Source organism: Isachenkonia alkalipeptolytica, from assembly GCF_009910325.1.
Taxonomy (GTDB): Bacteria; Bacillota; Clostridia; order Peptostreptococcales; family T1SED10-28; genus Isachenkonia; species Isachenkonia alkalipeptolytica.
The window spans coordinates 1-13,205 of record NZ_SUMG01000023.1; the positions used below are offsets into that span (position 1 = coordinate 1).

Sequence of the window (13,205 nt, forward strand, 5' to 3'; positions counted from 1 at the left end):
CCTTGAATATAGCGGGACATCGAACCACCTCGTTTTCTTTCTATTATATCATATAACCATTGATAATACAGGATTTCAGGGTGGTAATACTAATGTTTTATTGATTTGTTTTTACGCAACCTGCCGTCCCCTTTGGTTCACCTGGGTTCACTTTGGGTTCACTTTGGGTTCACTTTTATTATGTTAACGGAAATTTAACATAGATAAATAACTAATTTATTGGCTTGACATTTCTATTCATATTTCCTATTCACATTATCCACAATTGTCCACAGAAATAAGGGCTTATGCACAGTGTTATCCACAGCTCTTATTCCCTATATAGGAGTTATACATATTTCATCCACACTATCCACAGAAATTCCGGTTAATTATTTGTTAGTATCTATTTTTTTTGTCATTTTATTATTTACACAAAAATTTTAAGTTACCGAATGTAGGTTTCTTTTTTTTGCCTTTTTCGTTTACATAACCTGATTTTTTCTAAAAAAGTTTTAAAAATAAGGGGAAAAAACAGCAAAAAAAATCCCCGAAAAGATTTATTTTTTTATTTTCATCTTTTCGGAGAAAACGCTGATTGCTATGGAATTTCCCGTTATTCTTTTATTCTTTTATTTTAAGGTTTGGAACCCCGTTTAAGCTCATTGGGGAGCGCTCACCGCTTATATACTGGTAATAGGCTACACTGCCAATCATGGCGGCGTTGTCGGTGCAAAGGGTCAGGGATGGATACTGCACCTTGATCCCCTCTTCCTCTCCCCGTTTTTTCAGCAGGGCCCTGAGGCCTTTATTCGCCGCTACTCCCCCCGCCAGCACAATTTTATCCATGTTTTTCTCTTTGGCGCAGCGAATGGATTTTTCCACTAAGACTTCAATAATCGCCTGTTGATAACTGGCGGCCATATCTTCTAAGGGAATGGGCTGCTTTTTCATTTTCTGTTGATTGATATAATTCAGGGCCGCGGATTTCAGTCCGCTAAAGCTAAAGTCATGGCTTCCGTCCTCCAGATAGGACTTGGGAAAATCCAAGGCTTGAGGGTTGCCCTTCTCTGCCAGCCGGTCGATTTCCGGTCCTCCGGGATAACCGAGATCCAAGGCTCGGGCAATCTTGTCAAAGGCCTCTCCCGCCGCATCATCCCGGGTTTTACCCAGCACTTCGTATACCCCGTAATCCTTAACATAGACCAGATGGCTGTGCCCTCCCGATACAATCAGGGAGATAAAAGGGGGCTCCAGTTCCCGATCCTCAATAAAGTTTCCGTAGATATGTCCTTCAATATGATTCACGCCGTTTAGGGGAATTCCCCGGGCGAAGGCCAGACCTTTGGCGTAACTGATTCCCACCAGCAGGGCCCCTACCAATCCCGGTCCGTAGGTCACTCCCACATGATCGATGTCCCGAAAGGTTTTTCCCGCTTCTTCCAGGGCCTCCTTTACCACATAACTGATGCTTTCAATGTGCTTTCTTGAAGCCACCTCGGGCACCACCCCCCCAAAGCGTCGATGAATATCAATTTGGGAGGAGATGATATTGGACAAAACCCGACGTCCGTTTTCCAGCACCGCCACCGAGGTTTCATCACAGCTGGTTTCAATGGCTAAGGTAATAATCTTGTTATTTTCCATTATGATCCTTCCTAACTATGGGTATTTATTTTGCATATTTCATCCTGCGGTCCTTATTCTTACGATTTTATTCCTTATATCCTTCTTCTTGGTATCCTTATTCTTGTCATACTTATTCTTGCTATACTTATTCCTGCTGGGACTGAACGCTTGCCGGCCCTTTCCGTTCCAGGACTCGATTGGCCAGCTCTCCCATTCCAAAGAATTTCAACACAAAGGTGATGGGTCTTCCTGCCACTAACACATCCAACAGTATATAGATTACCGATCCGATCAATAATTCTCCGATCAATCCGTATTCCCGATCAAAAACCTTGGCCATCTTTCGGCCGATCCCGATCTTGACAATCAGATTCCCTAAAAACTGTATGAAAATCGATAGGGGTATTAGAAACAGGAGCAGGGGAATACCGATAATGGTTATGGCAACCGTCACAATGGATACCTGCAAAATCAGATAGAGCAGTACCCCCATTCCCAGCTTTCGCCCCGGCTCTTCCTTCACCTTTTCCGACATGGACCTGAACTGATCGGAAAATAGGGTCACCACAATGGCTCCAAAAATGAAGGCGAAAACATGGGCCAGTACAGAAAACATTATAACCAATATTAAAATAATTGGCAACGGCGGATACTCTCCCGGCAGCAGTCGATTGAAAAAATCCGGCAGAAAATCGATCACCGTGATCTCCTGACCCATAATCTGTCCGTTTTGATTTTCAAAGTTTCCTAAAAAACTGACCAAGTCCCCCTGGATTATTGTGTCCGAGCCTAAGCGGCTGTTTCCTACGATTTGGATCACGTCCCCGTCGATGTTGCCCCCAAGGGACAGGGAACCTACAATGTTGATCACACTTTGGCTTTCTCCGAAACTCTCCACATTTCCAATGATGTTTACCACATCCCCGTTTACCGAGGCGGCATCAGAGATTCCGGTGTTTCCGATAATGGTTACCACATCTCCCCGGACCTCGCCGTCAATGTTGGCTCCTCCGATGATACTGACCACATTGCCGTCGATCACCTCTCCCTCGGCAACGTCAACGGAATTGAAAAACCGAAGAACATCCCCCCGCTGGGCACCCAACGAGGCGTACACCCCACTGGTGAGGAGTATAAAAAATACCAAGGTCATCAGTCCGATTCTACGTTTGGTCGATAGGTTGTTGCTTTTTTTTCTATTTTGAATCCGATTAGGATTCGCTTCGTTGAATTTCATCCCCGTTTCCTCCTTTTGCTTTTCGTTTTTTCCCGCCCCTGGCCATTTTATGCAACAGAATGTGACTGAAGGTACCGATCAATAAAAGATTTAACAGGACCACCGAGTACAGCATCCGCCCTTCTACAGACAGCTGACTGAAGTTCACCCTGGCCCAATGAAGAATCCGTATGGGATAGACCACCATCAGTGACAGCAGTCCCCGAAAAATCATGCCGTCAAACACGTCCCGAAACACCCGGGCCGTCACCAAAATCCCGGAAATCCAGTCCACATGCTGGAATACCTGGTTTCTCAGAACGCTGAGCACCACAAACAGGGTGATGAAGTAGCCGATGATCAGTATGCCGTCCTTTACAGGGTCCCGCTGCTGTAGGCCGTAATTCTCTCGGGTCTCTCGGTCACCCCGGAGTGCGCTACGATCTCCTCGGGTCTCTCGGGCACCCCGCAATGCGCTACGATCTTCTCGGGTCTCTCGGACACCCCGCAATGCGCTGGCCTTTCTTCGGGTATCCGGGTTTCCCCACAATCCGCTGCGTACTCCTCGGTCTTCTGGGGCACCGTAGGCTTCCAGCTTTGAAAGAATCCCGGCTTCAAAGTTCTCCCCGGGGGTAAAGGTTTCAAGCTCCCCTAGCTGATCCCACATATAGCGGTATTGATCCAAAGCCATTTTGCAGGCTTCACAGGTTTTCATATGTTTTTGTAGCTTTTTTTCTTCCCGGTTTGACAGTTCGCCGTCTAGATAATCGTTTATATGTTTTTCACAGCTTCTGCAGTCCATGGGCTCCCCTCCTTTTTCACGGGACCTAGTTTTTCTTTAAGCATCTTCCGGCCGCGATGCAAGCGATTTTTCACTAAGGACATCGGTAGATTTTCCACATTTGCAATTTCTTTGTAGCTTAGCCCCTGCTGATGGTACAGGAGAATCAACAGTCGATACTCCTCGGGTAGGGAACGGATCGCCTCTTCGATCTCCCGCTTCTGCTCTTTATATAGATAAGCCTCTTCAGCACTGATGGGGACTTCCCGGGTTTTGATCCCCTCTTCTAAGGGCACCCGATCCCCCCTGGCCTTTCTTAAGTAATCGATGCAGGTGTTTCTGGTAATGCTCAGGATCCAAGTGGAAAACTTCATCTCCCGGTTGTATTTTCCAAGGCTACGGTAGGCTTTCAAAAATACTTCCTGACTGAGATCCTCCGCCTCCTGGCGCTGATACACCATTCGGTAACACATGGAAAACACCGCACTTTTGTAGGCATTGATAATCTCTCCATAAAGGTGGGCATCCCCTTGCAAAATCCGGTCTATTATATTTTTTTCCCAGCCTTCCAATCGGGACCCCTCCTTTCAATGGGATGATGGATCACAGATGACAGCGGATGACAGCGGATGGCAACGGATGGCAACGGATGATAGCGGGACGGAGTTTGATGACAGCGGGACGGAGTTTTTGTCATCTGTTTTTAAGGATGACAAAAACTCCGTCCCGCTGTCATCCCGTCCCGCTGTAATCCTGTCATCCTGTCATCTCTTACTCTTATATACGCAACGATTTTCCAAAAGTCTGAGAAACAAAAAAAATCTAAAGACCACTTCTTGTGTCCTTAGATCTCTCTTGTCAGGTCTTTCCACATAATCAAGGCGTCTTCCCCGTTATCGGTGTAGTACCCCGGTCTTCGTCCCAGGACTATGAATCCGTAGGATTTATAGAGATTGATGGCTACGTCGTTGGAAGCCCGAACCTCCAGGGTTACCCGGAGGATCTTTCGGTTTTTCAATTCCTGTATCAGCTTTTCTAATATTTTTTTTCCCAGATTTCTTCCCCGGTACTTCGGGGCTACGGCAATATTGGTGATATGGCCTTCGTCCACAATCAGCCAGACCCCGGCGTAACCGGCGATCTCCCCCTCCAGCTCCGCCACGGTGTAATAGGCCAGTTTGTTTTCCGTCACCTCTTTGATAAAGGCGCCGCGGCTCCAGGGAGTAGTGAAGGAGGCTTTTTCAATGGCCAGTACCCCGTCCACATCCTCCAGGGTCATTTGTCGAAGCACCACTTCCGGTACTTTCTCCCGATCCATCATTCCGATACCTCTTTTCCCAGAGATTTTTGCCGTTCATCAAACTGTACCTCTGCCTGGGATTTTCGAAGATAAATGGGTTTTAACCGGTCCGCTCCATGGGATTTGCCTTCCCGATGTTTTCTTTCCGTTAAAGCGCCTACCATGGAGGCTCGGGGGATTCGGTGGCCGTAAAGAGTTTTTTCAAAGGCCTCTCCCAGTCCTTCCCGAAGGATCTTTTCATAAAGATTTACTCCGTCCCCCAGGAAAAGAATTTTTCCCTCCAACTGCGCCGCTTCTTCAATCAGATCCCGGACTTTTATAACCTTAGTGTCCATTAATGCCCGTAGGCGTGGTTCACTGTCGTCGCCACTGTGTTGATCCATAGTAGCCCCGTTGCAATTGGACTGCGGCTCATGCTCCGTATTCTCCGCCCTTCGATAGCGAAAAAAGCCGGCGTATACCTGCTCTCGCTGAGCGTCCATAATGGGACAGATGATCCGATCCGTCGGGGCAATGCCTGCCGCTAAGACCTCCGGTGCCGACAGACCCACCACCGGCTTATTTAAGGCCTCCGCCATGCCTTTTACGGCGCTGATGCCGATTCGAAGGCCGGTAAAGGCCCCGGGTCCCACAGTTACCCCGAAAACATCGATATCTTCCGGGGTCAGGTTTACACTTTGAAAGGCCGCCTCAATCATGGGCATTAAATTCTCCGAGTGGGTTTTTTTATCGTTCAGCGTGTTTTCCAACAACACTTTCCCATCCTCCAAAATTCCGATGGTGGCGATCTTCGAGGAGGTATCCAGGGCAAAAATCTTCATGATCTCAACTCCTTCAGCCAGTTTTTATGCAAAATTGTCCGACCTTTGATGATGACTTTTCTTATGGTGGGGCCTTCAGAGAGAATTTCAATCCAGAGAGACTCCGTGGGAATCAGATCCTTAATCATATCCGCCCATTCGATAATGGTGACCCCTTTTCCGAAAAAGTATTCCTCATAACCGATTTCTTCCAGCTCCAGGGGATCATCAATCCGGTAGACATCGAAATGATATAGGGGGATTTTCCCCTGATACTCCTGAAGGATGGTAAAGGTGGGACTGGTGATGTGTTCCTCAATTTCCATACCCAGGGCGAAGGCCTTGGTAAATGTGGTTTTTCCCGCTCCCAGATCCCCGGTAAGGCAGATGATATCCCCGGCTTCTGCAAGTCTTCCGAAGGTCTGTGCCAGAGTTTCCAGCCCCGGCTGATCCAGTTCCAGTTCCGCCCGGAAAGTTTTGTTTTTTTCTTCTATATTAATGATTTGCTGCATTTTATCGACTCCTTAGGGCTGCGGTATTTCCGTACGCACAACCATATATTGATTTAATTAGTACTCTTGCTACTGTTGGGGATTACATGATTGTTATTATCATCTTATTGGCTGTTTTATTACATTATTAGCTGTCGTATTGTATTATTGGCTGTCGTATTGTATTATTGGCTGTCGTATTGTATTATTGGCTGTCCTATTGTATTATTGGCTGTCCTATTGTATTATTGGCTGTCGTATCATATTATTGGCTGTCCTATTATATTATTGGCTGTCGTATTGTATTATTGACTGTCCTATTATATTTTTTCCTATCACACGCTTCCGGGATTCTCTCTTTTTTAGTCTCCAAGTATACTTCATTTTATCACATTTTTACAGATTTTAAAGATGCAATGAAAAAACCCCCTCTAATCCGCCCTCTAAAGGGGGTCATTCGGGGGTTGATGGGTGTTTTTCCGGAGCAAACCGCTGATGGGTCCTTATTGCTTCGGACCGACGCCCTGTTGGTTATGGAAATTTCGCTGCACCATGCCGAAGGATTTATACATCCCCAGCTCTTCGTAAAAGGGTTGTTTTTCGTTGTCACAGGTAAGATCCACCATATAAAACTCCTGCAACTCGTTTAACATATGTTTTGCCAACTCTTGACCGATCCGTTTGCCTTGATAGCCTTCCACCACTTCCAAAAGCGGTATGTAACAAGTAAGAATTCCATCACTGATGGCATTGATAAAACCCACTATTTCATTTTTTTCCCGGTCCACCGCTACAAAGACCCGGTAGCTGTTTTCTAAGACTCTCCGGTGGGTTTTCTCACTGGGAGGATTCGGCCATCCTTTAAAAAACCCCTTCGCAAAGGGAATCTCCTTTGTGGTTTCGTCATATCGCTTATATTCAATCATCGTCTCACACTCCCATATCAATTTAATTATACCGGTGTTTTCTTAAGGTCGGGCATTTCCCGCTGCAGATACTCTCTAGCATAGGCTTCATCGGCGATCCAGTCGTACATCGTGGTTTTCGGAATAATGACAGGCATCCGATGATGGATTTCAATGGAAGGATTGGCCTCGGTGGTAAGGATCACAAAGCTCGGGACCCGGTCAAAGATTCGCCAGATTCCGGCTAGATACAGGGGCTTGGCTTCCGCTCCCTGAAAGAGGTACTTTCGTTTTCGCCCCTTTTCGTCCAGATCCTTGCTGTCCCATTCGTAAAAGCCGCTGGCGGGAATAATGCAGCGCTGAGTTTTAAAGGATTTTTGAAACATGGGCTTTTCCGCAACGGACTCGGAACGGGCATTGATGATGGGCCGTTTGTTTCGAAAATTCGGAAACCCCCAATGGTATAAATCCGCCTGTCCTTTTCCCAGGATTACCGGCGCTTCGTTGGTGGGAAATATTTCCCCGACCTTCAGTCTTTCTTCCACATCTTTAATCACCGATAGGAGATCCTGAAAATCCCCGGGTTCAAAATGATAACGTCCACACATGGTACCCTCTCCTTTCCTATACAAGCGAACACCCGTTAGTGAACCGCCCCTGACTGCAGTCATCAGAATCCGCGGCGACTTTTTTCACTTGTTGAGATGCCCCCCGGTATTCCCCTGTTAGAAATATACATATCCCATCAAATTAAAGTTAAACAAATTTTTAACAATATATTTACATATTACTTTTTAACCCATAAGAAGGCAAGGATTTTTTTATTAAAATCCGCCGGGAAAGAACCGGGTTCGATGGAGACGGCCTGGATACGGTGAGATTTGTCACGTTGCCGCCGGTTTTATCACGCTGCCAAAAGGCCTGCACGCTACCGCCAGTTTATCACACTGCCATAAGGCCTGCCACGCTACCGCCGGGTTTGCCACGCCTAATTTGCTTCAAAAAGCAAAAAAGCCCAGGAGACCTGTTGCGATTTCCTAAGCTTTCGATATTTTTCCTATCTTACCTTTAACTTTCCTATTTGCTCTTTAATAAGGGAGCAATATTTTTGTATATCAGCATCGTTACAGCACCGATAATGATCCCTTTAAACAGGTTGAAAGGGGTAACACCGTATAGCACTAGGGTTGGTACATCCACGATCCTGGAGTTTACCGCAGTACCCATTTCTACGATGGCATCGATGGGCATAAAGTTGGCGTAGAAAGGAATTAAAATATAGATATTCGCAATCGCACCCACAATCGCCATGGATATGGCTCCTACCACAATACCGATCATTGCGTTCTTTCGGGTTTTATTCATGTGATAGATATAGGCTGCGGGAAACACTAAGGCTGATCCCACAAGGAAGTTTGCGAAACTTCCAACCCCTCCGGTACTGGAGTTGGTCATAAAGTGCAGAAATGCCTTGACCATTTGAATGATCACCCCTGCAACAGGACCTAGGGCAAATCCCCCGATCAGTGCCGGCACATCGCTTAAGTCAAGTTTTAAAAATGCAGGAAAGATCGGTATGGGAAAATCGATAATCATCAGCACATAAGCCATAACCGAAAGTATGGCCATTTTCACCATGCTGTTGGTTGAAGATAGGGTTGCCTTAAAGCCTAAGGTTTTTTGTCTTTCTGTGTTTTCCATTGTTGTATTCCTCCTTAAATTTTTTTAAAGAGGGATCTGAAGGAAGTGGTCGGTAATTAAAAAATCCGAAGAGAAAATCTCTTCGGAAATGGGTTCGACTTCTGCAATTAGGCGACTTTAAGCAGCCTAAAAGCATCTTCCTCTTCTCCCATCCAGACTCTACTGTCGGTATCGGAATTACACCGATTCCATCGATTGATCAATCGATTCGCGGACTGTCACCGCCGGTCGGGAATTTCACCCTGCCCCGAAGAATAAATCATTATTCAACTTTGTTACAATTTTATTATAACGAGAACCGTGGAGTTTTGCAAGGGTTTTTTGATAATTATTATTGCTTGAAAAAAACAACGGCTTCAAAAGCAGGATTTCCCCGCAAAAGAAGCCGTTTTGGAAGGTTCTTTATAGCCTTTTACCCTTCGTATACCACTTCACCGTCGATAATCGTTACGGCCACCTTCGCCTGAATATCCAAGGGATTTTTATCCCAAAGTACCAAGTCCGCGTCTTTTCCGGCTTTGATACTACCCAAACGGCTGTCCATGCCTAAAATTTCCGCGGGATAAATGGTGATGGATTTCAATGCTTCCAGCTCATCCATACCGGATTTTACCGCCAGGGCTGCAGCCATGGGAAGGCTTTCGATTGGAATTACGGGATGGTCCGTCATAATGGCAACCTTCACCCCTGCCCGGTTAAGAATCCCCGGGGTTTCAAAGGTTTTGTTTTTCAGCTCAAACTTGGTGTTGTGGCCAAAGCTCGGTCCAACCACCGCGGTGAGTTCTTCTTTTTTGATCACATCTGCAATCAGATGCCCTTCCGTGCAATGTTCCAATGTAATCTTCGTGTTAAATTCCTTAGCAATTCGAATCGCCGTTAAAATGTCGTCGGCTCGATGAGCATGGGCTTTTAAGGGCACCTTTCGCTCCAGAACCGGTAACAGGGCTTCCATTTTCATATCAAAGGCCGGCAGTTTTGTCTTGTCCAGTCCCGCCTCTTCCTTTTTCTCTCTGTAAGACTTCGCCTTCAGAAGGTTTTCCCGAAGAACCGCTGCCGTGGCCATTCGAGTCATGGGAGAGGTTTTCTTCTCCGCATATACCCGCTTTGGATTTTCTCCGAAGGCAATTTTCATGGCATTATACTCTTCTATGATCATATCATCGATGTAGTCTCCGTGGGTCTTAATCACCGCAAATTGTCCCCCAATGACATTGGCACTCCCGGGACCGGTAGCCGTGGAGGTAATCCCTCCCATTACCGCATCCTTAAAGGTTTTATCCATGGGATTGATCCCGTCAATGGCCCGTAGGTGGGGCGTCGAAGGATCTGTCATTTCATTCACATCGTTGCCCTCAAAACCGATGGCGTCTTCAAATAAACCTAAATGGGAGTGGGCGTCGATCATTCCCGGCATCAGTATTTTTCCTTCTCCGTCAATTACTTTTGCCCCATCCGGAGCATCCAGGTTCTCTCCCACTTCCTGTACTTTCCCATCCTTTACCAGAACGTCCCCTTTTTCGAGAACGTCGCCTTCCATGGTGAAGACCTTTGCATTTTGAATTAAAATCATAGGTTAATCTCTCCTTTTAGTTAGAATTATATAAATCTTTTGTCATCATATTAATTATTTTATATGATTCGGAGGATTATTACAAGAAGTATTTCGGATATCAAAATATCCGCAAAAATGTACCAGGGGGTCGGACCTTGTGGTACACTTTTTTTGTACCACAGGGTCCGACCCCCTGGTACACTTTTTGTCCTTATTTCCCTTCGGTTTTTTGGCAGCACCATGAAATATCTGTTATAATAGTAATGGAAATTTACGTTATTAGGATGCAATTATAAAAATTAATGAATAAAGAAAGGAAGAAATTCTATGATCAAGGCTGCAGAAAGCGATACAAAAAAAGAGTTTCCTATAAAAACCAAAAAGAAGGTAAGTGCCGAAGTATGGGCCCGCCGATTGCTAATTTATATCTCCGGCTTATTTTTGCTGGCCATGGGTGTGGCCTTTTCCATTAAGTCGGGGCTGGGAGTCTCCCCGGTATCTTCTTTCCCCTACGCCTTAAGTCTTGTTTTTAACATGGATGTGGGGCTTCTTAGCACCATTGTCTTTTCCTTTTATGTAGTGCTTCAAATTGTGCTGCTACGACGAAACTTCCAGTTGAAAAACTTATTTCAGTTGGCTATTGCCAGTCTATTCGGCTTCTTTGTAAGCCTGTCCAACACCATAATAGCACCCCTGTCGCCGGTGGGGTATTTTTCACAACTGGCCCTGTTGGGCATCAGTTTGGTGCTGATTGCCATCGGTATTATTTTTTATCTGGCGGCCAATGTGATCCCTCAACCTCCGGAAGGTTTGGTGCTGGCCCTGCAAAAGGTAACCAAGGTTCCATTTTCCAAGGTGAAGGTAATGTTTGATGTAACCAGCGTCTCTTTGGCAGGTTTGTTGTTGATATTCTTTCACGGCAATGTGGTCGGTCTTAGAGAGGGAACGGTGATCGCAGCCCTTGGCGTCGGTAAACTAATCGGGATATTCTCCAAATGGATTAAGCCCCCGGTACTGCGGTTTTGCAAAAATGATATAGTTGAGAAAGAATAGCCTAAAGATAACCAAAGATAGCCAACGATAGTCCAAAATAGCCCAAAGGGGACGGAGGCGTTTGAGTCACGATGACACAAACACCCCCGTCCCCTTTGAGATTTTTGAGCTCTTTGAGCTATGGGCAATTTTTGAGGCTATTTTTCTTTCAAGTCGAAGTAAATATTTTTACAGCGGGTTTCTTTGACGAAAAAGGTTGCGATAAAGCCGATCAGTACGGCAATGAAGCAATAGAGAAAGGCCCGCTGATAAATCTCTTGGTAAGACCAGATACCGACGTAGGTATCAAACACACTTCCGATCATCGTGGGCAGCACCGCACCCCCTAAAAAGCCGCCGATGTTTACTATACTCATGGCAATTCCTGCAAGGGCGGGGTGATTCACTTCTTTGGCACAGGCCCAGCCTAAGATGAATGCCGCACAACTGAAGCCTAATATGAAAAACAGGGGATACAAAATCCCCACGGGAGGCATGCCCCCGTTACTGAATACAATGATGCCCCAGGTTAACAGATACACTCCGGCAAAGATCACCATAGGGGATTTTCGTCTCTTGACCCGGTCGGAAATTTTCCCGATTACAATCCCGCCGATGGCCAGACCGAAGACCGCAGCGGTTAAATAATTCGGCGCCGATGCCGGGTCCATTCCGTAAACATCCACTAAGTAGCTCTGTCCCCAGGTGCCGGTCAGCACCACAAAGGATCCGAAAAAACCGGTAAATCCGATAAATGCCGGCCAGGTAAGGCGGTTTTTAAGGGCTCCCAGCAGTCCCTGGATGATCGTCGGCCGTTTTGTAGCGCCTTCACCTTCTTTGTTCTCTGCCTGATTCTTCACCCCTTCTTCTTGGTAGGGTTCCAAAGTTTTTACATCTTCTCCGGAATCATCCCCGGATCGATCCAACTCTTTTTGAATCTGTTTAATCGATGGCAGACCCATATCCTTCGGCGTATTTCGAATGATGAGGTAGGAAAGCAGGGCAATCCCCAAGGTCATAACCCCGATGGCCACAAAAGTGCTTCGCCAGGTGAAATAAGCCACCATTAAGGCCAGAGGCGTTTGGGCAATGACCCCACCCATATTTCCCACAAAGGTGGTCAGCCCGGACATGGTAGCGAATTCCCGCTCATAGTACCACTCACTGAGGACTTTCAAGACCGCGATAAACACTACGGAAACCCCCAGTCCCACCAACAGTCTCCCCACAAATAAGAGGGCCACCGTCGGTGCCAGTCCGAAAATCACCGATCCGATGCCGGCAAAGAGCATTCCCACAGTAACGGTTTTCCGGGCTCCCAGAGAGTCCGCCAGAATTCCCGACGGAATTTGCATCAGCATATAGGCATAGAAGTAGGTACCGGAAATATTGGCAAAGGTAGTTCCCGTGATTCCGAAGGCCTCCACCAGATCCTGACGCACAACTCCGGCTGCCAGCCGATGAAAAAACACCACCAGATAAGCCAGGGCCAAAACCCCCCAGATTGCCCACCGGTAACGGGTTACTTTTCGAATATCCTCGGGATTTATGGGATTTTCCTGTGTTCGTAAGTTCTCTTCCATCTTGATCTTCCCCTTATTATAAGTTCTTCAAATTGTAGCGGCTCATTATGCTATGTCTTTTCAACATGCTATATCTTCTCAATATGCTATACCTCTCATTATCCTATGCCTTCCCAATATGCAATGTCTGCTCCTTTTACTATACCTGCTCTTTGGGGGCTAAGAAATCGGGAGAGTTCGGACTTCAGTACAAGAAACCTAACACAACTTTCCCTTGGATTCTTATGAATCAAATA

Annotated in this window: 13 protein-coding genes and 1 riboswitch; of the genes, 1 reads left to right on the forward strand and 12 read right to left on the reverse strand. The window is 46.3% G+C overall.

The window, feature by feature from the left end:
• Positions 1 to 603 precede the first annotated feature (603 nt).
• From tsaD to ISALK_RS12945, 11 genes are all read right to left on the reverse strand, one after another.
• Positions 604 to 1,626, reverse strand: a complete 1,023-nt coding sequence (tsaD, locus tag ISALK_RS12895) for a tRNA (adenosine(37)-N6)-threonylcarbamoyltransferase complex transferase subunit TsaD (protein ID WP_160722975.1) — start codon at positions 1,624 to 1,626, stop codon at positions 604 to 606.
• A gap of 127 nt (positions 1,627 to 1,753) precedes the next feature.
• On the reverse strand, positions 1,754 to 2,845 hold the full coding sequence (locus ISALK_RS12900) for a DUF8173 domain-containing protein (protein ID WP_160722977.1): 1,092 nt from the start codon (positions 2,843 to 2,845) through the stop codon (positions 1,754 to 1,756).
• Complete coding sequence (locus tag ISALK_RS12905; RefSeq protein WP_160722979.1) at positions 2,820 to 3,626, reverse strand: anti-sigma factor family protein; 807 nt, start codon at positions 3,624 to 3,626, stop codon at positions 2,820 to 2,822. The genes ISALK_RS12900 and ISALK_RS12905 overlap by 26 nt, the downstream gene beginning before the upstream one ends.
• Positions 3,596 to 4,177 (reverse strand): RNA polymerase sigma factor, encoded by a 582-nt coding sequence (locus ISALK_RS12910; RefSeq protein ID WP_160722981.1) that lies wholly within the window; start codon positions 4,175 to 4,177, stop codon positions 3,596 to 3,598. Before ISALK_RS12910 ends, ISALK_RS12905 begins: the two co-directional genes overlap by 31 nt.
• A 272-nt stretch (positions 4,178 to 4,449) precedes the next feature.
• A complete protein-coding gene (gene rimI, locus ISALK_RS12915) occupies positions 4,450 to 4,926 on the reverse strand; it encodes a ribosomal protein S18-alanine N-acetyltransferase (protein WP_160722983.1) in 477 nt (158 codons plus the stop codon).
• Positions 4,923 to 5,726, reverse strand: a complete 804-nt coding sequence (gene tsaB, locus ISALK_RS12920) for a tRNA (adenosine(37)-N6)-threonylcarbamoyltransferase complex dimerization subunit type 1 TsaB (protein ID WP_160722985.1) — start codon at positions 5,724 to 5,726, stop codon at positions 4,923 to 4,925. The genes rimI and tsaB overlap by 4 nt, the downstream gene beginning before the upstream one ends.
• On the reverse strand, positions 5,723 to 6,217 hold the full coding sequence (tsaE, locus tag ISALK_RS12925; RefSeq protein WP_160722987.1) for a tRNA (adenosine(37)-N6)-threonylcarbamoyltransferase complex ATPase subunit type 1 TsaE: 495 nt from the start codon (positions 6,215 to 6,217) through the stop codon (positions 5,723 to 5,725). Before tsaE ends, tsaB begins: the two co-directional genes overlap by 4 nt.
• A gap of 482 nt (positions 6,218 to 6,699) precedes the next feature.
• Positions 6,700 to 7,122: a GNAT family N-acetyltransferase gene (locus tag ISALK_RS12930; RefSeq protein WP_160722989.1), complete on the reverse strand. Its 423-nt coding sequence runs from the start codon at positions 7,120 to 7,122 to the stop codon at positions 6,700 to 6,702.
• Positions 7,123 to 7,148: 26 nt separating this feature from the next.
• Positions 7,149 to 7,709, reverse strand: a complete 561-nt coding sequence (locus tag ISALK_RS12935) for an SOS response-associated peptidase (protein ID WP_160722991.1) — start codon at positions 7,707 to 7,709, stop codon at positions 7,149 to 7,151.
• Between the two features lie 469 nt (positions 7,710 to 8,178).
• Positions 8,179 to 8,802 carry an ECF transporter S component gene (locus ISALK_RS12940; RefSeq protein ID WP_160722993.1) on the reverse strand — a complete coding sequence of 208 codons (624 nt, stop codon included), beginning with the start codon at positions 8,800 to 8,802 and terminating at the stop codon, positions 8,179 to 8,181.
• 136 nt (positions 8,803 to 8,938) lie between these two features.
• Positions 8,939 to 9,061: riboswitch (FMN riboswitch) on the reverse strand.
• 153 nt (positions 9,062 to 9,214) lie between these two features.
• Entirely contained in the window at positions 9,215 to 10,372 is a 1,158-nt protein-coding gene (locus ISALK_RS12945) for an amidohydrolase (RefSeq protein ID WP_160722995.1), read from the reverse strand.
• Between the two features lie 309 nt (positions 10,373 to 10,681).
• Here ISALK_RS12945 and ISALK_RS12950 point away from each other — a divergent pair, with 309 nt between their 5' ends.
• Positions 10,682 to 11,407, forward strand: coding sequence for a YczE/YyaS/YitT family protein (locus ISALK_RS12950; RefSeq protein ID WP_160722997.1), 726 nt, complete (start codon positions 10,682 to 10,684; stop codon positions 11,405 to 11,407).
• Positions 11,408 to 11,544: 137 nt separating this feature from the next.
• On the opposite strand, the gene ISALK_RS12955 is transcribed toward ISALK_RS12950, so the two are convergent.
• Positions 11,545 to 12,969 carry an MFS transporter gene (locus tag ISALK_RS12955; protein ID WP_160722999.1) on the reverse strand — a complete coding sequence of 475 codons (1,425 nt, stop codon included), beginning with the start codon at positions 12,967 to 12,969 and terminating at the stop codon, positions 11,545 to 11,547.
• Positions 12,970 to 13,205: the final 236 nt, after the last annotated feature.